Annotated in this window: 20 protein-coding genes; 10 read left to right on the top strand and 10 right to left on the bottom strand. The window is 39.9% G+C overall.

Going from position 1 to position 21074, the window contains the following annotated elements:
• Nucleotides 1-30 precede the first annotated feature (30 nt).
• Complete coding sequence (gene rpoS / locus ACYQ2C_RS09420) at nt 31-1035, top strand: RNA polymerase sigma factor RpoS (protein WP_460101789.1); 1005 nt, start codon at nt 31-33, stop codon at nt 1033-1035.
• A 391-nt stretch (nt 1036-1426) separates the two neighbouring features.
• Nucleotides 1427-2173 carry a tRNA (N6-threonylcarbamoyladenosine(37)-N6)-methyltransferase TrmO gene (gene tsaA / locus ACYQ2C_RS09415; RefSeq protein WP_460101791.1) on the top strand — a complete coding sequence of 249 codons (747 nt, stop codon included), beginning with the start codon at nt 1427-1429 and terminating at the stop codon, nt 2171-2173.
• A gap of 113 nt (nt 2174-2286) precedes the next feature.
• On the opposite strand, the gene fdxA is transcribed toward tsaA, so the two are convergent.
• Together fdxA and mutS are read right to left on the bottom strand one after the other, a co-directional pair.
• Complete coding sequence (gene fdxA / locus ACYQ2C_RS09410) at nt 2287-2610, bottom strand: ferredoxin FdxA (RefSeq protein WP_460048470.1); 324 nt, start codon at nt 2608-2610, stop codon at nt 2287-2289.
• A gap of 151 nt (nt 2611-2761) precedes the next feature.
• Entirely contained in the window at nt 2762-5335 is a 2574-nt protein-coding gene (mutS, locus tag ACYQ2C_RS09405; RefSeq protein ID WP_460101908.1) for a DNA mismatch repair protein MutS, read from the bottom strand.
• A gap of 274 nt (nt 5336-5609) precedes the next feature.
• Here mutS and ACYQ2C_RS09400 point away from each other — a divergent pair, with 274 nt between their 5' ends.
• The 7 genes from ACYQ2C_RS09400 (at nt 5610) to ACYQ2C_RS09370 (ending at nt 14233) form a co-directional block, all read left to right on the top strand.
• Nucleotides 5610-6107 (top strand): CinA family protein, encoded by a 498-nt coding sequence (locus ACYQ2C_RS09400; protein ID WP_460101794.1) that lies wholly within the window; start codon nt 5610-5612, stop codon nt 6105-6107.
• 193 nt (nt 6108-6300) lie between these two features.
• Nucleotides 6301-7347: a recombinase RecA gene (gene recA, locus ACYQ2C_RS09395; RefSeq protein ID WP_460048468.1), complete on the top strand. Its 1047-nt coding sequence runs from the start codon at nt 6301-6303 to the stop codon at nt 7345-7347.
• A 385-nt stretch (nt 7348-7732) separates the two neighbouring features.
• The gene (locus tag ACYQ2C_RS09390; RefSeq protein ID WP_460101796.1) at nt 7733-8248 is read left to right on the top strand and encodes a regulatory protein RecX; all 516 of its coding nucleotides are present in this window, start codon (nt 7733-7735) and stop codon (nt 8246-8248) included.
• A 1955-nt stretch (nt 8249-10203) separates the two neighbouring features.
• Complete coding sequence (locus ACYQ2C_RS09385) at nt 10204-11076, top strand: aspartyl/asparaginyl beta-hydroxylase domain-containing protein (RefSeq protein ID WP_460101798.1); 873 nt, start codon at nt 10204-10206, stop codon at nt 11074-11076.
• 36 nt (nt 11077-11112) lie between these two features.
• The gene (solA, locus tag ACYQ2C_RS09380) at nt 11113-12267 is read left to right on the top strand and encodes an N-methyl-L-tryptophan oxidase (protein ID WP_460101800.1); all 1155 of its coding nucleotides are present in this window, start codon (nt 11113-11115) and stop codon (nt 12265-12267) included.
• A gap of 162 nt (nt 12268-12429) precedes the next feature.
• The gene (locus ACYQ2C_RS09375; protein ID WP_460101802.1) at nt 12430-13344 is read left to right on the top strand and encodes a DMT family transporter; all 915 of its coding nucleotides are present in this window, start codon (nt 12430-12432) and stop codon (nt 13342-13344) included.
• Nucleotides 13345-13447: 103 nt separating this feature from the next.
• Nucleotides 13448-14233 carry a 3-hydroxybutyrate dehydrogenase gene (locus ACYQ2C_RS09370; RefSeq protein ID WP_460048458.1) on the top strand — a complete coding sequence of 262 codons (786 nt, stop codon included), beginning with the start codon at nt 13448-13450 and terminating at the stop codon, nt 14231-14233.
• Between the two features lie 120 nt (nt 14234-14353).
• Here ACYQ2C_RS09370 and ACYQ2C_RS09365 read toward each other — a convergent pair whose 3' ends face one another.
• Together ACYQ2C_RS09365 and ACYQ2C_RS09360 are read right to left on the bottom strand one after the other, a co-directional pair.
• On the bottom strand, nt 14354-14767 hold the full coding sequence (locus ACYQ2C_RS09365; RefSeq protein ID WP_460101804.1) for a pilin: 414 nt from the start codon (nt 14765-14767) through the stop codon (nt 14354-14356).
• A 153-nt stretch (nt 14768-14920) separates the two neighbouring features.
• Nucleotides 14921-14980, bottom strand: coding sequence for an NINE protein (locus ACYQ2C_RS09360; protein ID WP_460101910.1), 60 nt, complete (start codon nt 14978-14980; stop codon nt 14921-14923).
• Between ACYQ2C_RS09360 and ACYQ2C_RS09355 the strand changes: the two genes are divergently transcribed.
• Nucleotides 14979-15179: a hypothetical protein gene (locus ACYQ2C_RS09355; RefSeq protein WP_460101914.1), complete on the top strand. Its 201-nt coding sequence runs from the start codon at nt 14979-14981 to the stop codon at nt 15177-15179. The genes ACYQ2C_RS09360 and ACYQ2C_RS09355 overlap by 2 nt on opposite strands.
• A gap of 423 nt (nt 15180-15602) precedes the next feature.
• Here ACYQ2C_RS09355 and ACYQ2C_RS09350 read toward each other — a convergent pair whose 3' ends face one another.
• The 6 genes from ACYQ2C_RS09350 to ACYQ2C_RS09325 all read right to left on the bottom strand — a co-directional run bounded on the left by ACYQ2C_RS09350 (nt 15603) and on the right by ACYQ2C_RS09325 (nt 21056).
• Nucleotides 15603-15872, bottom strand: coding sequence for an imm11 family protein (locus ACYQ2C_RS09350; RefSeq protein ID WP_460115670.1), 270 nt, complete (start codon nt 15870-15872; stop codon nt 15603-15605).
• Nucleotides 15873-16179: 307 nt separating this feature from the next.
• The gene (locus ACYQ2C_RS09345; RefSeq protein WP_460101806.1) at nt 16180-17043 is read right to left on the bottom strand and encodes a hypothetical protein; all 864 of its coding nucleotides are present in this window, start codon (nt 17041-17043) and stop codon (nt 16180-16182) included.
• A 93-nt stretch (nt 17044-17136) separates the two neighbouring features.
• On the bottom strand, nt 17137-18000 hold the full coding sequence (locus ACYQ2C_RS09340) for a hypothetical protein (protein ID WP_460101808.1): 864 nt from the start codon (nt 17998-18000) through the stop codon (nt 17137-17139).
• Nucleotides 18001-18093: 93 nt separating this feature from the next.
• The gene (locus ACYQ2C_RS09335; RefSeq protein WP_460101810.1) at nt 18094-18957 is read right to left on the bottom strand and encodes a hypothetical protein; all 864 of its coding nucleotides are present in this window, start codon (nt 18955-18957) and stop codon (nt 18094-18096) included.
• Nucleotides 18954-20180 (bottom strand): hypothetical protein, encoded by a 1227-nt coding sequence (locus ACYQ2C_RS09330; RefSeq protein WP_460101812.1) that lies wholly within the window; start codon nt 20178-20180, stop codon nt 18954-18956. Before ACYQ2C_RS09330 ends, ACYQ2C_RS09335 begins: the two co-directional genes overlap by 4 nt.
• Before the next feature lie 336 nt (nt 20181-20516).
• Nucleotides 20517-21056 (bottom strand): imm11 family protein, encoded by a 540-nt coding sequence (locus tag ACYQ2C_RS09325; protein WP_460101814.1) that lies wholly within the window; start codon nt 21054-21056, stop codon nt 20517-20519.
• Nucleotides 21057-21074 lie beyond the last annotated feature (18 nt).

Below are 21074 nucleotides of genomic sequence, written 5' to 3'. Positions count from 1 at the left end.
AGTATTAATCAAATAAACAGGGCTAAGATCATGGCAGTGACTATACATAATTCTAATATTAAAGCTGACGATAACTTGTTTGTTGTATCCGATTTAGACGCCAACTTCATTGACGTCGATAATGATGATGATTCTGCTGATGAAGTTTTTTCTCATCATTCAAAAAAGTCTTTTGGCGACGAATCAGACGAAATTGCTAAAAATCTAGACGCAACTCAGCTATACCTCAATGAAATTGGTTTTTCCCCGCTTTTATCCGCTGAGGAGGAAGTTTTCTTTGCGAGAAAAGCTTTGAAAGGCTGCGAGGGTTCTCGCAAAAGAATGATAGAAAGTAATTTGAGATTAGTGGTAAAAATCTCTCGACGTTATGTTAACCGTGGACTTGCCTTACTAGATTTAATTGAAGAAGGTAATTTGGGTTTGATTCGCGCGGTTGAAAAGTTTGATCCCGAACGTGGATTTCGTTTCTCTACTTACGCAACTTGGTGGATTCGTCAAACCATCGAGCGCGCCATCATGAATCAAACGCGAACCATTCGTTTACCGATTCATGTGGTAAAAGAGCTTAATGTGTATTTGCGTGCGGCTCGTGAGTTATCACAAAAACTCGATCATGAGCCTACACCCGATGAAATTGCGACCTTGCTAGAAAAGCCGGTCGAAGATGTTGAAAAAATGCTGAAGTTGAACGAGCGTGTAACATCAATGGATGTACCACTTGGTATTAACTCAGAAAAAACATTAGCCGATACCATTCCAGATCATCAACATTCTGATCCGTCTTCAATGTTACAAGACAGCGATCTGTGCAACAGTTTGGATAATTGGTTAGGTGAGTTGACCGAAAAACAACGAGAAGTTATTGCTCGCCGATTTGGTCTTCGTGGCTATGAAATGAGTACGTTAGAAGAGGTTGGTAAAGAAATTGGGTTAACTCGCGAGCGTGTGCGCCAAATACAAGTGGAAGCATTAAAACGCCTACGCGATATTCTTGAACAACAAGGTCTTGATGGCGAATGCTTGTTTAGCCTTTAATTCACATAAGGGATATTGAGTTAATTCATAGCTAGTCAATCTTAGTTCCCTAAATTAACAAAATTTGAAGCCGCTTTTTGCGGCTTTTTTTATGGTTTTATTTTTGGAAATCTTTAATCCAATTCTGAAAGAGTCATTAATAAGTCCTTTGACGCTTAATTCCGCTAATTAATTTCTCGCATCACAAGTCAAACTTATGAAGGCATCTAAGCTCATTGTTGATCGTAAATAAAGGCACGGCTTTTGGTGTTTTTAACACTTTAAAAATCCTCGAACAATTATTGGTAGTGGTTGCATTCTAAAGATTGCCAACAGGATACGTTTTGATGGTGGTTGATTGTCGATAAAAAAGCAGTAGGATGCCTTTTTTGAAACATTAGCCTTGCAGATTATGCCTACCAAAAAGCCTAGCCAGAATTTTTCCAATGTAACCTACTCCTTTTCGGCGATTGGTGTCGTTCACTCGTGTTTTAAAGAAAAATTTGCGACGCCGCGACAAAGCGGTTTGGTGGCAGAGGCGACCGGAGTTATTGAGCTGTTTGAGCCGTTTAACGATCCAAACGCGGTTTTGGGTCTTGAGCAGTTCAGCCATTTATGGGTGCAGTTTGTATTTGATCAAAGTATGAAAACACCTTGGCGTGCAAAGGTGCGTCCACCAAGACTGGGTGGCAATGCTACGTTAGGCGTCTTTGCGACACGCGCACCGGTGCGTCCCAATCCTATTGGTTTGTCGGTAGTAAAACTCGACTCCGTAGAGGTTAAGCCCAATCAGGTGCTGCTGCATGTGAGTGGTTTGGATATGGTTGAGGGAACACCGGTTCTAGACATAAAGCCCTACATTCACTACGCAGATTCTATTCTTAACGCGCGCTCTGGTTTCGCCGATACAACGCCTACTAAATTACCGGTTGTTTTTTCTTCTGAGTTAAAAGAATTAATAACAGATTCCTGTGAATACAACCAATCCTTAATTGCGTCGATATTAGGTTTAGATCCACGTCCGCAGTATCAGCAATTTGATGAATCTCGCATTTATACTGCCAATATTGAAAACGTTGACGTGAGCTGGGTTTATCGACCTACAGAGGGTGATCAGTGGCAGATTGAAGTGATTGCGTTGAAAAAACTGAAGACTTAAGAACTAAGTTTTTTGGATAATTAATTGGAAAATTATTGCGGGAATACTAAAAACAAGATTACCAACGACATACGTGCAGATATTGTCTGTCGTTGGATAGAGTCTGGAAAAGCTTAACGCTCTAGATACTGCAACTTGCCTTTAACGCCATCCCAATCTGCTGCATCGGGAAGTGACTCTTTCATCTCTGTAATGTTTGGCCATACTTCGGCCAATTCTGCATTCAGTTCAAGGAACGCAGCTTGATCTTCTGGTAGTTCATCTTCCGAGAAAATAGCATCAACAGGGCATTCTGGTTCACACAACGCACAATCGATACACTCGTCTGGATGAATTACAAGGAAATTTGGGCCTTCGTAAAAACAGTCTACAGGGCAAACTTCCACGCAGTCGGTGTGCTTACATTTAATACAGTTTTCGCCAACGACGAAGGTCATGGTGGGCTCCAATAACTATCTGCTAAATTTCGAGCGGGGCATTCTATCAAGAGTCGATAAATTTTTGCACGTGCTTTTTCCAGTAATGTTTATCGACCCATTGAATAATTATAAACTTTTATGGTAAATGAAAATTATTAGCAATTGGATGTCAGTTTGATTTTAACTTTCGCTTTAACGCGTAGATCAAATCCAACGCCGCTTTCGCTGTGAGCTCATCAGGATCAAGTTTTTCTAGCTCGGCAATAATTGGGTGTGGCGCGCTGCTGAAAAAATCTCCCTGAAAAAAGTCAGCCTTTTCAGTATTACTTGGCGCTGCGATAACTTTGGGTGGAAGGTTATTCACCGCCGTAGAGCCTGCTTCTAACAGCTCCAATTGCTGTTTTGCAATTGCTAATACTGGCTGCGGGATTCCTGCGAGCTTGGCAACTTGTAAACCGAAACTCTGATTTGCGGCACCGCGTTGAATGTGATGTAAAAACACCAAATTATCGTTGTGTTCGGTTGCATCTAGATGAACGTTTGCTACGGTGGTGATTTGCTCTGGCAATTGAGTTAGCTCGAAATAATGGGTAGCAAACAAGGTGAAGGCTTCAATTTTTTCTGCTAAATAATGCGCACAGGCCCAAGCCAATGACAGGCCATCAAAGGTGCTGGTGCCTCGTCCGACTTCATCCATTAACACTAAACTGCGATAGGTGGCATTGTGCAAAATATTAGCGGTTTCAGTCATTTCCACCATAAACGTTGATCGACCGCCGGCAAGATCATCAGACGAACCAATTCGAGTAAAAATTCTATCGACAATACCAATGCGCGCGCTCCGAGCGGGAATAAAACTGCCCACATGCGCCAGCAAAGTAATCAAGGCATTTTGGCGCATATAGGTACTTTTACCGCCCATGTTTGGACCGGTAATAATGAGCATGCGTTGATGCTCATCCAAACTTAAATCGTTGGCCACAAACGGCGTATCAATCACTTGTTCGACAACTGGGTGTCGGCCACCAACAATGTCTAAGCCCGGCGTTTTTTCTAATTTGGGTCGACAGAAATTCAGCGATAATGCGCGTTCTGCCAAGTTGGTTAACACATCCAGTTCGGCAACAGCGGCGGCAGAGATTTGCAAATTAATGAGATCTTCATTAATGATTTCTAGCAGCTCATCGTAAAGCGCTTTTTCTCGTGATAGCGCTCTACTCTTGGCAGAGAGTGCCTTATCTTCAAACGCTTTAAGCTCAGGCGTGATAAACCGTTCGGCATTTTTCAACGTTTGTCTGCGCAGGTAGTCTGCTGGCGCTGAATCCGATTGGCCGCGACTGATTTCAATGTAGTAACCGTGCACGCGGTTGTAGCCGACCTTCAACGTACTGATTCCCGTGCGGGCTTTTTCTCGCTCTTCTAAATCTACTAAGAACTGCCCGGCATTGGTACTCAATGATCGGAGTTCATCAAGTTCGCTGTCATAGCCATTGGCAATTACGCCGCCTTCTCGAATCACCACCGGTGGATTTTCTTCGAGCGCTTTACTCAGCAGCTCAACAATTTTTGGAAACTCAGCGATCTCGTTGCTTAGACTGTGCAATTTTGCGGATGTATCCAGCGTTTTTAGATCCGCTTGCAGGCCAGGATAGACCGCTAAACTCGCACACAGTCGAGACAAGTCTCTCGGTCGAGCAGAGCGCAGCGCAACGCGGCCTAAAATACGTTCTAAGTCACCGATATTTTTCAGTGACTGATGAATTGATTCGTAATGATAGTTTTGCGACAAGGCCTCAATAGCATCTTGGCGCTCCGTTAAAATCGCAAGATTTTGCAGCGGACGATTCAGCCAACGGCGTAACAAGCGGCTACCCATGGCGGTAGCGCTTTTATTTAAAACCGAGTAGAGGGTATTAGATTCTTCACCCGATAAATTCAAATCGATTTCTAGGTTACGACGAGTTGCGCCATCAAGGGCTACTGCTTCATCGCGATCTTCATGTTTTAACGAGCGAATATGCGGCAGCGATGTGCGCTGGGTTTCTTGGGCATAAGAAAGTAAGCAACCAGCAGCGCCAATGGCAGCGTTCAGATTTCCACAGCCAAATCCCGATAAGTCTTTGGTGGCAAACTGCTCACACAGCAACCGGGTAGCCGTATCGTAATCAAATTCCCAAGGTGGGCGAGGTCGCTGACCACGTGTTTTCGGCGGCAGGTACTGGCCACCTAAATCTTCCGCAAACAATATTTCGGCGGGCTTTAATCGCTCAACTTCTGCCAATAATGCTTCTTCACCGAAGACCTCTAAAACATGGAAGCGGCCACTGCCAATGTCTAAGGTGGCAATTCCAAAACAGTTATCAACAACATTAACAGCTACTAATAAATTGTCTTTATTTTCGTTCAATAAAGCTTCATCACTAACCGTACCCGGAGTGACTACCCGCACAACCTTTCGCTCGACCGGGCCTTTGCTTTCGGCGGGATCACCGACCTGCTCGCAAATGGCAACCGACTCGCCCAAACGAACCAGCTTCGCTAAATAGGCCTCTGCTGCGTGAAACGGAACACCAGCCATGGGAGTTGGATTGCCGCCGGATTTTCCACGAGCGGTTAGTGTGACATCTAATAGCTCGGATGCTTTTTTAGCGTCATCAAAAAAGAGCTCGTAAAAATCGCCCATACGATAAAACACCAATTCGTGCGGATGCTCGGCCTTGATGCGCAGGTATTGCTGCATCATCGGCGTGTGGTGAGATAAATCGGCGGTGTCTATCGCGGAGAAATTTTGCGCGTTTTGGAGATTTTGTGGGTCCATAAAGACAATTTGATTGTTTACTTGGAATGAATGATCGCAATTTGCGACCGGTTCCGCTCAAGGTTTACTTGAGCTCGAAAATAAAAGCACGATAGTCTAACGTATCTCGTACATATACTCACTGATGGAAGCTAATCTCAGAGACGAGCTTCTCAGCGCGCCTCACCGAAGTACTGATAGGAAACCGATAGTTTAAATTATGAAATCAATGACAGAATCTCTTGCCCAACAATTGGGAAATCTATTGTCAGAAAAAAGTTTGACCTGTACCACGGCAGAGTCGTGTACTGGTGGCGGTATCGCTGCGGCAATTACTGAAATTCCGGGCAGTTCTCTGTGGTTTCAACTGGGTTGGGTTACCTACTCAAACCAAGCCAAAACCCAACAATTGGGTGTAAATGAAGAAACACTTAACACTCACGGTGCAGTCAGCGAAGCCGTTGTTCAAGAAATGGCGGAGGGTGCATTAAGAGCTTCGGGTGCTGATTTTTCGGTGGCTGTTAGCGGTGTAGCGGGGCCAACCGGCGGCAGTAAAGAAAAACCCATAGGTACAGTTTGGATTGCCTGGAGCTCAAAAAGTAATCGTCAAACTGTTAGTAAACATTTTCAATTTAACGGTGGGCGAGCCGAAGTTCGCCGTCAAGCGACCATGGCCAGCTTGCGTGGTTTGATCGAAATGGTACCGGGTAATGGCTAATGAAAAATACTGTATAAATAAACAATAACTGTTTTCTTATACAGTATCATGTGATAATTTAAAGCAACTGAATTCAGCCGCTTGGGTTCACTAATCGGTGTCATATTTTGTAAGCTACGGCTTTTGATACTCTAACCTTAAAGAACCAACGCAGCTTATGAAACAAAAAAACGTTAAACCCACGAGGATATCAATGGACGCCAATAAAGAGAAAGCACTTGCCGCGGCTTTAAGCCAAATTGAACGACAGTTTGGTAAAGGCACGGTCATGCGCATGGGAGACCGTGAACATCATAATATTCCTTCGGTTTCTACAGGCTCTATTGGTTTAGATTCCGCGCTGGGTATTGGCGGTTTACCAAAGGGACGTATCGTTGAAATTTACGGCCCAGAATCTTCTGGTAAAACCACTTTAACGTTACAAGTCATCGCTGAAGCCCAAAAACAAGGCGGTACCTGCGCATTTATCGACGCCGAGCACGCGCTGGATCCTATTTACGCTGAAAAGCTCGGGGTTAATGTTGACGATCTTATCGTTTCCCAGCCAGACACCGGTGAACAAGCTTTAGAAGTTGCCGACATGCTGGTTCGCTCCGGTGCTGTTGACGTTCTTGTGGTTGACTCTGTTGCGGCGTTAACGCCAAAGGCTGAAATCGAAGGTGAAATGGGTGATCATCACGTGGGTTTGCAGGCTCGTCTTATGTCGCAAGCCTTGCGTAAAATTACCGGTAATATCAAAAACGCTAACTGTTTGGCTATTTTCATCAACCAAATTCGTATGAAAATTGGTGTGATGTTCGGCTCTCCAGAAACTACCACCGGTGGTAATGCACTGAAGTTTTATGCCTCTATACGGTTAGATATTCGCCGAATCGGCTCGGTAAAAGAAGGCGAAGAAGTCATTGGTAGCGAAACCCGAGTAAAAGTGGTTAAAAACAAAGTTGCTCCGCCGTTTAAACAAGCAGAATTCCAAATCCTTTACGGTCAGGGTATTAACCTGTTGGGTGAAATAATCGACTATGGCGTAAAACTCGGTTTAATCGATAAGTCCGGCGCTTGGTACAGTTATCAAGGCGATAAGATTGGCCAGGGTAAAAATAACTCCATGCGCTTTTTGCGTGAAAATCCAGAGATTGCTAAAACTATTGAGTTACAAATTAGAGAAAAATTATTACCTGAGACAAGTAGAGAAGATGACGCCGTCGAGGTTGATGAAGAGTCTTCTGAAGTTGAAGAATAATATTAAGATTACTGATTGAGTCACCCATGAGTTAATCAGAGTATTTAATAGACTTTCATTAGTAAAAAGCCGACTTTAAATGTCGGCTTTTTTATTGATAAGAAACTCTAGGAACCTCTGATTAACTCATCCTTGATTTAATCAGAGGGAAGAAATTGAAAATGTGATTTCCAATTTCTTCACAATTTCAATCACTTGCCGTTCTTGAAATTGGCGACACATCCTTGTGTCGCGAGAAACTCTAGGTTAATCAGCGTCTCTCATAAGCAATCGAGCGTTTGAAAAATATGAAGTAGCATGTTTAATTTTGCAATTCGATTCAATCAAGGATAAGTTAGCCAGAAATTCCTATTGTATTAAATTGATTAATTGAGCATCGAATCTCGTGCCCAAAGACCTTAAGCAAACAACAGACTTACCTAAAAAGTTTACCGATTACGCAATTTATTTGTTATCGCGTCGTGATTACTCGACCTCGGAATTAACAAAAAAGCTGCACAATAAGTTTGCGACAGATGATGAGAGTGGGCAAACGACAGAAGACTTTTACAATGCCCTTCAGCATTGCCTCAACAAAGTTATCGAATATGGCTACGTCAATGATGAGCGCTACAGCGAAGCCTTTGTTCGTAGCAGTAGCACAAAACTTCGCGGGCCACTGCGTATTCGTAATGAGCTCAAGCAAAAGGGGCTGGCTAATCATCACATCGCTAGCGCATTAGAAACTGATACTATCGATTGGTTTGAGCTGGCGAAATTAGCGTTTGACCGAAAATTTGGACCAGATAGTAGAGAGCAAATTAAAACGGATCCAAAATTAAAGGCGAAATGTTACCGTTATTTGTCGTACAGAGGTTTTACCTCGGATCAAATCAGTTACGCATTAGATGCAACCGAATAAAATATGCTTTTTTGATATTAGTCGTCTTTAAATTATCGCATTTCGAATAAATAAGTTTTATTCCAATCGTTATTTTACAATCAATATAAAATTTCCCGTCTATAAAAAATATCGTATGTGCAAACATTATTTGCACGTATCTTTAAAATTCTGATAACAACCCGGTATAAAACCAGAGTCAGCCCTCTTTATAAAATTACTAATAATGCCTGAAATTTCTAAATAGAACCTCTGATTAACTCATGAGGGTTAATCAGAGGTTCCTAATTTAATAGGTATTAATGGTTAGTTTAGAGTTTGTACTTCATTAAAGACCCAATTTTTGATCTGTGACAAAAAAATACAGTAGTTGGAATTTTAACAAGCTACAGTTACCGTTGTTCAGATATGAGTTTATTTTACAAATATGTTGGTTGCATTCTTTGTTCAGATTTTTGGGGTAAAAATATTTAAAGCTGACTAATGTAATTAAAGTAATTAACGTGACCGGCATGACTATAGTGACATATATTTATTTGAATATTTTTAACTGATTGTAAAATGTGTGGGATTACTCGGAAGCGTATTGAGCTTGTAATAAATGAAGTTTGCCGCCGTAATTTAAGAATTATTTTTTAATGTTTTTAATAGGTAAAATGAACAAGTTAATAATTGTTAATGAAATATCACAAAATAAAATAAAGTTCATTTTTTAAAGTCGCAAATGTAAATTCCAGGGAGATAACAAAAGCTCTGGAATATTTATTACAAATTGTTTTTGCTCGCAAGAACAATAAGACGCTAGGTCGGTCTTAGATGTAAGTAAAAAATATGTTGAGTTTTTATGGTAAAAAACACTCTCTAAGACTGATTTTTTCTCCATGCTATAAAAAAGGCTAACCCATAACCCCTTATAACATGATGAGGGTTTGGTAATTTAAATCACCGTAACTAATTGAAATTAAAGAAAAAATAAGACATAAATTTTTCAATTTATTCCCTTCGATGTCATCGTCGAAGAGTAAATCAAAGGTTTCGATAGTTTGTATATAACATTAAATAAGTGAACGTATTTTTGAACGTTAATTTAATTTGGTAAAAATTAGAAAATTAATAATATGTAACCGAAATTACATAAATTTATGTAAATGAACAGGCTTACAATCTAGGCTGTTATTCCTGTCAGTATTGAGGCTAATCAATGAGTAAATATACTGCGCGCCTTAATCAGCTAGGGTAATAAATCCTCAGTCGATCAATCTCACGAGCATTTAATTCACTTCTTAAGTCTAAATTTCAAATTTAATTTGAAATCAATGGACGCAGTTTTATATTTTTGAATGAATGTTTTTTTGATGGCTAAGATTGGTTGATTACAATGTGAAGTAATGCTTTCGTATTAATAATAACTTTTATTATTCATTATTGTGGTTTGTTTTATTTAAATTAAAAAATTCTTTGTGAATTGATTCAAAAAAAATATTTTATTAAGAATACAGAATGTTTTTTATAAATATAATGCGCAACCTAACTGTCAGACAGTTAAAAATAGAAGTTTAAATTTTTTCTAACAAAGCATTCTTTTATTTTTGTTCATCTTGTTACTGTAAACTATCGGTCATAAATTAGTCCTACACTCCGATACAAAAAATAAAACGGTGATAAGTATCTCTGTGCGCAAATAAATCTAAGTTTATTTTGATTAAGTGGTCAAAATCGTTTCGAATAATAATAAATAGACTCAAATTTTATTAAATTTATTAAATTTATTAAATAGCTTTGGTCTGTATAAAAATTTAGTTGCACTAACTGTATTGTTTAGCCTTGTATAAAAAATAAATTAAGTCACTTTTAAATTAATCTATTTCAAACAAATAAATCACTACCTGAGTAATGTTTAGGGTTTTAGGGTGTTGCCTTAAATATTGTTTCTCAGCATTTTAATGTTTTACAAATATATTTAAGGAAGAAATATTATGTTAAATAATGTCTGTAATTCTATCGAAAAATTCTTGCCGGCTGTTTCTCGCGTTAAAAAATTTGACGCTGGGGTGAGTAAAATTATCGCGGATGAAATTAAAGAAGCAAATTTAGATTGGAAAAACTTCTCGTACAGTGAGTACGTTTCTGAAGGCGTGCATTCATTGTCTTTGTACAGCAGTAACGGTGACAGCAGTAATACACTTATTAAAGACTGTACACCTGAACCAACGGATGTTTTAGCAAAATTACCTAAAACGGAAAAAATCATTGAAGACTTAGGTCTTGATTTGATGTGGGTTCGTTTAAATTTATTGCGTCCAGGCGCTTGTTTGTGGGAACACCGCGACTATTCAGAGCTAGAAGACAAAAAACGTCTACGTCTACATTTACCTGTGCAAACCAATGACGAGGCGTTTTTAATTTTAGAAGGACGCAAAGTACACATGCATGAAGATGCCTTGTGGAAATTAAATCCGGCAGATTACATACACGGTGCAGTAAATAACGGTTCTGATCGTATTCATATTGTTTTCGACTGCTATGTAAACGAAAATCTAGAAAATATGGTTCGCCAAGAAGTTCTGGACGAAGCTTGGATTCGCGGCATGCAAACGCCTACCGACGACGATTTAAATACCAAATTAGTTTCTGCGTTACGTCTTTATCAACAAGACCGTAAAAAAGAAGCTGAAGAAACGTTATTACGGTCTTTCTATAATTACGACTTCACCGGCAAATCTTCGTTAGATCTTGTTCGTGAAATGTACTATTTAATGGGTGATAAAGACCAAGTTGGCGTGTGGGAAAATCGCATCACACGATTCTTAAAGCAAGAATCTTTTGAGTTTTTGACCCCAGCTAGCTGAGTGCTGTTGAGAAATCTACACGATTAAGGAATTACAATGGGCACATCTACAGATAACGCTTCACCTAATCATTACGACGTTATCGTTCTTGGTGTTGGTGGCATGGGCAGTGCCACCATTTGTGAACTCGCAGAACGTGGTTTAAAAGTATTGGGCGTTGATCGCTTTTCAATTCCTAACCAAATGGGTTCTTCTCATGGCGCCACGCGTATTATTCGTATGGCCTACTATCAAGAACCCTATTACGTAAAATTGGTTCAGCAAGCCTATGATTTGTGGCGAAAATTGGAAGAAAAGTCCGGTGAGCATTTGTTGGCAATTACCGGATCAATCGACGCCGGTTACGAAGACAGTGAGATTTTTTTAGGCTCTAAGCGATCTTGCGAAGAACACAATTTACCACACGAGATTTTAAATGCGCGCCAAGTTGCGGAAAAATTTCCGGGTTACAACCTTCCTGATGATATCTACTCGGTTTATCAGCCAGATGGCGGTGTATTATTTGCCGAGAAGTGTATCGATGCCTTTATTCGTTTGGCTAAAGAAAACGGCGCTGAAATTCACGATCACGAGCAGGTATTAGATTTCGAATCTAACGACGGTTCGGTAAAAGTGATTACCGACAAAGGTGAATACTTTGCTAATCGTTTAGTAGTAACGGCTGGACCTTGGTTCTTAAAAATTCTAAAAGATTTGCCCAAGGTTGCAACACCTGAACGCCAAGTTGTTGGTTGGTTTGAGCCCAATGATCCCGAAGTGTTTTCGCCGAATCATTTCCCAGTGTTTAATTTAAAAGTTAACGAAGGTCATTATTACGGATTTCCGGTATTTGATCAGACGGGTTTTAAATTTGGTAAAGCGCATCACTTAAAAGAAGTGGTTGATCCCGATAACATGAATCGTGACGTCAGCGAAGCGGATGAGCAATTAACTCGTGAAGGTTTAGTGCGTTTCTTCCCGAAAGCTGCGGGTAAGCTATTGGATAAAGCCACGTGCATTTACACCAATACGCCTGATGAGCATTTTGTCATTGATTTATTGCCGGGTACATCCAATGTGTATTTTGCCGGCGGTTTTTCAGGACACGGCTTTAAGTTTTGTTCGGTAATTGGCGATATTATGGCCGACTTGGCTCAGCATGGTAGTACTAAATACGACATCGATCTATTTAAACTAAGCCGCTTTGAGTAACTGTTTTTAGTTTAAAGAGTTAACTAAGCAAAAGATCACAAGCTTAGTTTTTTCTGCTTCAATACACATCGCAAAAGGGATGTTGCGATTGGTAAGGTGTAGTTCGGAAAAACATTTTGATCGTTAAATGTTATTTTTGAGCTTGATATAATGGCTAAAATTATGACTTTTAATTATCAACGTATAAAACTGAACACGACCACTAAGTTTTCAGTACTGTTCTTTCCAGCTTTATTTGTACTTCTTTGGAGTACAGGTTTTATTGGTGCTAAATACGGTTTGCCTTATGTCGAACCGTTTACTTTTTTATTCATTCGTTTTGGTTTTGCGACCCTATTATTGTGCGCAATTGCTTTGGTAATGGCCTCGCCATGGCCCAATCGACAACAGCAGGTGTTTAATATTTCGGTTTCGGGATTATTACTGCACGGTTTTTACCTAGGTGGAATTTTCACCGCGATTAGTTTAGGAATGTCTGCGGGCGTCGCTGCATTGATAGTGGGTTTACAGCCAATATGCTCGTGTTTGTTCGCACGTTATTTTTTAAACGAATCCATGTCGCGCTACCAATGGATAGGGTTATGCCTTGGTTTTTGTGGTGTTGGCTTTGTGGTTGCCGAAAAGATATTAGCGATTAATCTTGGTGAAAGTGGCAATCTTACCGCGGCGTTATTGGCTGTATTCGTAAGTTTAATGGGAATCTCATACGGTGTAATTTTTCAGAAGAAATATTGTACCGAAATGCATCCAATTACTGGTACAGCTCTGCAATACGCGACAACATGCATTGTTATGCTCATTTTGGCACTCTCGTTTGAGACAATGCAGGTACAATGGACGGGTGAATTTATTTTTGCTCTATTTTGGCTAGTATTTGTATTATCGTTTGGTTCTATCTTTATCTTAATTTATTTAATTCAAAACAGCTCAGTATCTAGCGTAACCAGCTTTTTTTATATGGTACCGCCTGTTACCGCCATAGAAGAATATTTAATTTACCATCAGCAACTATCAGATGCCGTTATTGTGGGTGTGCTCATTGTTGCTGTAGGTGTTTTTATTACCAATAAAAAATAAGCTAAGATATTTACAAACGCTACAGATTTATACGTTATTGTAGACATTTAACCGAATAGACCGATCAACCCGATTATTCATAAAAGATTTTAGAGACGTTATTATGGAATTAAAAAATAAATCCGCTTTGATTACCGGTTCAACCAGTGGTATCGGTCAAGGTATTGCTTTCGCGTTAGCGGCACAAGGCGTTAACATTATGCTTAACGGTTTTGGCGATGCTGAAGAAATTGAAAAACAGCGCCGTGCGATGGAAACCGAATACGGAGTAACCGTATTGTATTCAAACGCCGATATGACTAAACCCGAAGAAATTCGTGCAATGTGTGAAGTAGCCGTTGCGGAATTTGGTGGTGTCGATATTTTAGTAAATAACGCCGGTATTCAACACGTATCCCCAATTGATGAATTCCCAGAAGATAAATGGAATGCCATTATCGACATTAGCTTAAACTCTAACTTTCATACCTTAAAAGCCCTTGTGCCAAGCATGAAAGCAAAAGGTTGGGGCCGTATTATTAATACCTCATCGGTTCATGGTTTGGTGGCATCACCTTATAAATCTGCTTACAACTCTGCAAAACACGGTGTTATTGGCTTAACCAAAACCGTTGCCTTGGAATTGGGCGAATTTGGTATTACCTGTAATGCCATTTGTCCGGGCAGTGTAAATACGCCGCTCATGCACAAACAACTTCCCGGTTTGGCAAAAACCTACAACATGACAGAAGAAGAAGCCATTAAAAACGTATTGCTAAAAGCACACGCCATTAAACAACAAGTCAGCATTTCTGATATCGCAGACCTAGTTGTGTTTTTATGTGGTGATTCTGCGAAATTAATTACCGGATCGTCATTAACAATTGACGGTGGCTGGACTGCGCAATAAAACTTAGGAAGACATTATTTTTATTGTGCTAGTAAATGCTTTGCTAACTTAGTTATTCAAGTTGTGTTCGGGTTAATGTTTTCTAATCTTAACCCGACGTATTCCTTTAAAAAATATAATTTACCGATTTCTGCACTTAATGGGTCTGTAGTTTTCTCTAAGTGTTCCTTTAGTACAATTCCAAAAGATTGAGTTGTTTTCGATTATTGGAGTAAGGATAAGAGTTTCATTTTCTACGGTTGATATTACTGATCCAAACGTAATAATTAACTCTTCACCATTAAATACTGCTTCATGTGATTCATCTATTAGATAAATTTTGTTATAACCCAAATGTGTATTTGAAGCGGGTAGAGTGTCATATTTATCAAAATATTGTTCTATACTTGTGGTCAATACTTGTGACTCTACAATGGTTTGGTCAATTTTTGCTCTTGTTGTGTAGTCTTGATAAGCAGGAAGGGCGACAGCCGCTAGTATGCCGATTATTGCCGTGACCATAAATAAACCAATAACAATAATAATCGCTACCAAGAAACCGCTGTTTTTATCGTTTGGCCCAGCTGGAATCCCTTCGTTATATTTGTCATCCCATTTTTTAGGATTGCATACTAAGAAATAGATAAATTCTACAAGAGCAATTAATCCCGGTATCCATAACCAACAAAATAGCAGATAAAAAACACCCTACCATTGGCCTAAATAGAATCTGTGTGCACCAAAACCGCCTAAGAAAAAAGCAAAGATGGCAGCCGTAACTTTATTCTTATACCGTTTTGATCGTTGTGATAACCCGCAATTTGGACACGTCGCAGCTGAAGCATGCATTTCTTTTCCGCAAGCATTGCAAGTTCTTGTTTTGTATGTATTTAAGTTAGAATTTGGTACCTGGTATGGCGATGTCATTGATGTTCCTATCGATATTGAATCAGCTGAAGTTGGATAATTTATAGGAACCTCTGATTAACTCATCCTTGATTTAATCAGAGGGCAGAAATTGAAAATGTGATTTCCAATTTCTTCACAATTTCAATCACTTACAGTTCTTGAAATTGGCGACACATCCTTGTGTCGCGAGAAACTCTAGGTTAATCAGAGTTTCCTATAGTGTTTTCAGCGTTGTTGGAATCGCTTCTGCGGATGATTTATTATCAGTTAATACTTAAGTTTATATCGCGGGCTGGTTTTTTATTCATTTATTTTATTCAATAAGTTGTTTTGTCGATTGAAAAAATAAAGAGTTTTTCGATTGAGCGTGGGTGTGGAAATAAAACAATATAGAATAATTTCTAAAAAACTGGATTGTTGTTCAAGACATAGATCTATCACTTGATCGTTTTTATTTTTAGTCAGGTTTTTAAATTTATTTCTAGATAATTTCTGAGGCCAAATTATTGGAAAAATTTAAGCCTTTAAGTTGGTTGTTTTCGATTAAATCTTTAAAGGCTTGGTTGCAGTAGATACTTTCGTAATTATTAAACTGCGATTTAAAAATTAATAATGATTCAACTTTGTTTTTAAGGAAGCTTAGTTTATTAACTTCAATAAAACCTGTCTCGTCAATATTGCGTTGGCTTTGGCTGTTATCTACGTAACTTAAATCGGTTTTTAAATTTACGTGAAATAACCAATAGGGAATATTTTCGCACTCTAAAGACAGCGATGCGCTGCCATTATTTACTTGGGGGCTTAAACCGAGTTTTTTAGCAACATTAATATAGGCTTCTATGGGAACCTCTGATTAACTCACCCATGATTTAATCAGAGGGCAGAAATTGACAATGCGATTTCCAATTTCTTCACAATTTCAATCACTTACCGTTCTTGAAATTGGCGACACATTTATGTGTCGCTGGAAACTCTAGGTTAATCAGAGCTTCTTGTACTTTAAACACGATTTTTATTTTATTCATAATGAATGGAAGCTTGGCCAAATATCGTGTTAATTATGATTTTTGAGCCAATTTTTTCTGGGCTTGGTATTCGTTATGAGTTTTAACTTTTTCTGGATGAATATAAAAATTATGGGCTTCCATGGTTGTCTTCAAATTTGTGTCTGTTAACCCTTCTATGGCTTTGAGTCTGCGCGCGTTTGCCTCTGGCGATAACTCCAAAGTAAAGCTTTTAAAAATATCAAACATTAATTGCTTCATATTCCGTTGATCAATCCATTCTTCTGGTGGAATATCTTTCTGATCTGATCGCTCCGGTCTCAAGCTAAAGGCAATAAAAAACAGTTCGCTATCGTCTAACGTTGTCCAAAAATAGTGGTTATTATAAGTAAAGTGGCCTGTATCTAGAGAAAAATAAGCCGACGGCCCCGGTAAATGGTTATAGACTTGCCAGTCAATAGGGCCACGAATTGAAGTAAAACTAGTGGCTTCATATTCGTCAGGAGGAAGGTTTATAAAGCGATCTTGAATAAAATCCAATACCGCCCACTCGAAGGCTCTGGGGTGAAATAACGATAAGCCCTTTTTGGGCTCGCGAATATTAATGCAGCCAGCGCTAAATCTCATAGAGCTGACGGCTCCAATACCCCAAGGACCCCAATATTGGTAGCGGCGATTAATATAAATTTTTTCACTCCAGCGATGATTTCTATACCAAGGCTCGTTTTGGCGAATATCGTAGCTGGTACCCCTGGGGCTTAGGTCTGGCGCATAACCTGCCTGGTTAGAAAAAGGCGCTTTAACGCTGAACGTTGAGCCCTGGTAATCACCATGAAAGCGCGCAGCCTGTTTAATGCTAGGGCCTTTGGCAATGCAGGGCTCTTTTTGTTTTCTAAATTTTAACAGCGGGAAAATCACTTAATAAAACCTGTTTTTCGTTTGAGTTTATCGTAACGATTACCGGCCACTTCGGTAGCGATATGATCAACCGTTGTAACAATTCCACAGGCTTTATGATTTTTGAGCCAATTTTTTCTGGGCTTGGTATTCGTTATAAGCTTTAACTTTTTCTGGGTGAATATAAAAATTATGGGCTTCCATGGTTGTTTTCAAACTTGCGTCTGTTAACCCTTCTATGGCTTTGAGTTTGCGCGCGTTTGCCTCTGGTGATAGCTCTAAGGTAAAGCTTTTAAAAATATCAAACATTAGTTGTTTCATATTGCGTTGGTCTACCCATTCTTCTGGAGGAATATTAGGGGGATTGAAAGACGTTGGATATAACTTAAACGCGATAAAAAACAGCTCACTATCGTCCAACGTTGTCCAAAAATAATGATTTTCAAAAGTAAAGTGACCGGTCTCTAGCAAAAAATACGCCGTGGGGCCGGGTAGATGGTCGTAGGGCTGCCAGCGAATCGGCCCACTTACCGTTGTGAACGGAATGGATTCGTATGTTTCAGGCGGAAAATTTATAAAGCGGTCTTGAATAAAATCCAATACCGCCCACTCGAAGGCTCTGGGGTGAAATAACGATAAGCCCTTTTTGGGCTCGCGAATATTAATGCAGCCTGCTTTAAATCTCATGGAGCTTACGTCGCCCACACCCCAAGGCCCCCAGAAATCATAGCGGCGATTGATGTAAGTTTTTTTCGCCCAGCGGTGATTGCTGTATTCCGGTTTATTATGGCGAATGTCGTAGCTGGTACCCCTAGGGCTTAGGTCCGGCGCATAGCCTGCTTTGTTGGAAAAAGGCGCTTTAATACTGAACGTTGAGCCCTGGTAATCACCATGAAAGCGCGCAGCCTGTTTAATGCTAGGGCCTTTGGCAATGCAGGGCTCTTTTTGTTTTCTAAATTTTAACAGCGGGAAAATCACTTAATAAAACCTGTTTTTCGTTTGAGTTTATCGTAACGATTACCGGCCACCTCGGTAGCGATATGATCAACCGTTGTAACAATTCCACAGGCTTTATGATTTTTGAGCCAATTTTTTCTGGGCTTGGTATTCGTTATAAGCTTTAACTTTTTCTGGATGAATATAAAAATTATGGGCTTCCATGGTTGTTTTCAAACTTGCGTCTGTTAACCCTTCTATGGCTTTGAGTCTGCGCGCGTTTGCCTCTGGTGATAGCTCTAAGGTAAAGCTTTTAAAAATATCAAACATTAATTGCTTCATATTGCGTTGATCAATCCATTTTTCTGGTGGAATATCTTTCTGATCTGATCGTTCCGGTCTCAAGGCAAAGTCAATAAAAAAAATCTCGCTATCATCTAACGTTGTCCAAAAATAATGATTTTCAAAAGAGAAATGGCCGGTCTCCAGCAAAAAATACGCTGTGGGTCCGGAGAGATGGTCGTAGGGCTGCCAGTGAATTGGCCCACTTACGGTTGTGAAAGGAATGGATTCGTATGTTTCAGGCGGAAAATTTATAAAGCGATCTTGAATAAAATCCAGTACCGCCCACTCAAAGGCTCTAGGGTGAAATAACGATAAGCCCTTTTTGGGCTCGCGAATATTAATGCAGCCTGCGCTAAATCTCATGGAGCTTACGTCGCCCACACCCCAAGGCCCCCAGAAATCGTAGCGGCGATTGATATAAGTTTTCTTCGCCCAGCGGTGATTGCTGTATTCTGGTTTATTATGGCGAATTTCGTAGCTGGTACCCATGGGGCTTAGGTCTGGCTCATAGCCTGCTTGGTTAGAAAAAGGCGCTTTAATACTGAACGTTGAGCCTTGATAATCACCATGAAAGCGAGCAGCCTGCTTAATGCTAGGGCCTCTGGCAATGCAGGGCTCTTTTTGTTTTCTAAATTTTAACAGCGGGAAAATCACTTAATGAAACCTGTTTTGCGTTTGAGTTTATCGTAACGATTACCGGCCACCTCGGTAGCGATATGATCAACTGTTGTAACAATCGCGTGGGCTTTGCGGGCTACGGATATCAGAGCGATGCCGGTTAGAGCTGAACCGGAAATCAATGTGGCAGCGCCTAAAATACCCATGGCCGGGAGAGTCGCATTTGAGGCATGCTGTAAACTCGCCATTTGCTGGGTGTATTTTTGTTCCGCTTTTGTGCGGTAGTGGGTACCTCCGTGGCCGCCGCCAACCGCTAAGCTCTTAAAGCTCCACAGGCGTTTGGTAAAGGGTTTAGAGGGCATTTTAAAGCCTAAATCTAGGGCGAGTTTCATGGCGATATCAACATCACTGGCTATTTCGTGAAAGAATACATGGTGATTGTGATCGTGAAAACTGATGCCGCGCTGTTTTAGGCGATGTAAGGCTTGGGTTAATACTGCCGAGCCACCTCGGGAGCTTATCCACGCGGTTTGAGGCATCTCTTTTGGTTTGGTTGCCGCAATTCGTTGGGATTCCACGCGGGCCTGCATCATGGCTTGTGCCAATAGTTTGGAGCTGTCACGAATTTCTTTAATGCTTAACGGGTTAGTAATGCTTCTACGGCGAACATAACCAGTAATATCACCTTCACCATAGGTGTGATGCAAATAATATTGGTTAAAAGACGATTTTTCCATGTATTCGCTTTCAGATAACGCTTTGGCGCCGTTGATTGCGGCTTTATCACTTTGTTTTGTGCTATCAGTGACCGCGATCCGAGTTGTACCGTGCGGATTGGGGGTAATTTTATCTTCTATGAATGTACCCCATTCTGATTTGTCATTTTTCTTCGCTTTGTAGAGCCCAGTTTCGTTCAGAGTTTTAGTTTGCTCGGGTTTGGCAACAATATCGGTTACATAATAATTACCATTGGCAGAGCGAACGACTTGGGCCATGCAGCCGGGTAGGTTAACGGCGAATTGTGTTAATTTACGCGCCGCAGGATTAGCCGCTTGCAGAATGTTGTCTTCGTGATCATGACCAGCGGTTAGCCCTTGCAGCAGTTTTACCAGGGTAATTTTGTGGTAATTACCGCTTCGGTTAAATTCTATTAATGTTTTTGCAATATCTTTGTGAGCAAAAACGCCTCTGCCAATACCGTTTTTAGAGCCGGGTATGTGAACATAGTCCTTCATGTTTCTGGGTAACTGGTTAGTCATGTTTTTTCCATATTATTTAATGAAAATTTTGCTCGTAAGTTACAAAAAGCCGTATAAATGCAGGAGTGTATTAATCATTAATTAAATCCCACTGTAGGCTGGTGTTTGTGATCTGCATTGGCTTTTGATTACGAGCTTTACCGGAGTTGTGTGGCTGGAGGATAAAGTTTGATCTAATGGTTTTTCAGTGATCGGTATCACGTATTTTTTGGATTTAATTAAATATTAATAAAAAATAGTTCAAATATTTTCAGATGTAATACTTAAGTTTAAATATTTCAGATAATCGTTTTGATTGACTGCTGTAATAGGAGAGATGTTTTGTTAGGAGAAAAGTCAGATAATTTCTGAGACCAAATTTTTAGAAAAATTTAAGCCTTTAAGTTGGTTGTTTTCGATTAAATCTTTAAAGGCTTGATTGCAGTAGATACTTTCGTAATTATTAAACTGCGATTTAAAAATTAATAACGATTTAACCTTGTCTTTTAGAAAATTCAGTTTAGTAACTTCAATAAAACCTGTTTCGTCAACATTGCGTTGGCTTTGACTGTTATCTACGCAACTTAAATCGGTTTTTAAATTTACGTGAAATAACCAATAGGGAATGTTTTCGCATAATACCGGTAGCCATTCGCCATACTGTTTTAACGGTTCTTTTAAATGTTTGAATGCTTTTTCGTTCATGATGAGTTGGTCGGTAAACCAACAAGTAATGTCAGGAATGGCGGTGATGTTCGTGTCGCTGTCATTATAAAAACGAATATTTAAAGGCTTCCAGATTGCTTGCCAAGATTCCAATTCTTGCTCGTGTTCATCTTGAAATGGGTAATAAGTACCGTGTTTTTCGTAGATTTCTTCCAGAGGAATATCGGCCACCAAAAATTTATGGCGATT

It is taken from the genome of Sessilibacter sp. MAH3 (genome assembly GCF_054658275.1).
This window is presented reverse-complemented; position numbering and strand designations above follow the sequence as displayed.

What these genes read in the sequence shown, in the direction of transcription:
- rpoS (WP_460101789.1), top strand. Translation starts at nt 31, where the DNA reads ATGGCAGTGACTATACATAATTCTAATATTAAAGCTGACGATAACTTG.
- tsaA (WP_460101791.1), top strand. Translation starts at nt 1,427, where the DNA reads ATGCCTACCAAAAAGCCTAGCCAGAATTTTTCCAATGTAACCTACTCC.
- fdxA (WP_460048470.1), bottom strand. Translation starts at nt 2,610, where the DNA reads ATGACCTTCGTCGTTGGCGAAAACTGTATTAAATGTAAGCACACCGAC.
- mutS (WP_460101908.1), bottom strand. Translation starts at nt 5,335, where the DNA reads ATGATGCAGCAATACCTGCGCATCAAGGCCGAGCATCCGCACGAATTG.
- ACYQ2C_RS09400 (WP_460101794.1), top strand. Translation starts at nt 5,610, where the DNA reads ATGAAATCAATGACAGAATCTCTTGCCCAACAATTGGGAAATCTATTG.
- recA (WP_460048468.1), top strand. Translation starts at nt 6,301, where the DNA reads ATGGACGCCAATAAAGAGAAAGCACTTGCCGCGGCTTTAAGCCAAATT.
- ACYQ2C_RS09385 (WP_460101798.1), top strand. Translation starts at nt 10,204, where the DNA reads ATGTTAAATAATGTCTGTAATTCTATCGAAAAATTCTTGCCGGCTGTT.
- solA (WP_460101800.1), top strand. Translation starts at nt 11,113, where the DNA reads ATGGGCACATCTACAGATAACGCTTCACCTAATCATTACGACGTTATC.
- ACYQ2C_RS09375 (WP_460101802.1), top strand. Translation starts at nt 12,430, where the DNA reads ATGACTTTTAATTATCAACGTATAAAACTGAACACGACCACTAAGTTT.
- ACYQ2C_RS09370 (WP_460048458.1), top strand. Translation starts at nt 13,448, where the DNA reads ATGGAATTAAAAAATAAATCCGCTTTGATTACCGGTTCAACCAGTGGT.
- ACYQ2C_RS09355 (WP_460101914.1), top strand. Translation starts at nt 14,979, where the DNA reads ATGGCAGCCGTAACTTTATTCTTATACCGTTTTGATCGTTGTGATAAC.
- ACYQ2C_RS09330 (WP_460101812.1), bottom strand. Translation starts at nt 20,180, where the DNA reads ATGACTAACCAGTTACCCAGAAACATGAAGGACTATGTTCACATACCC.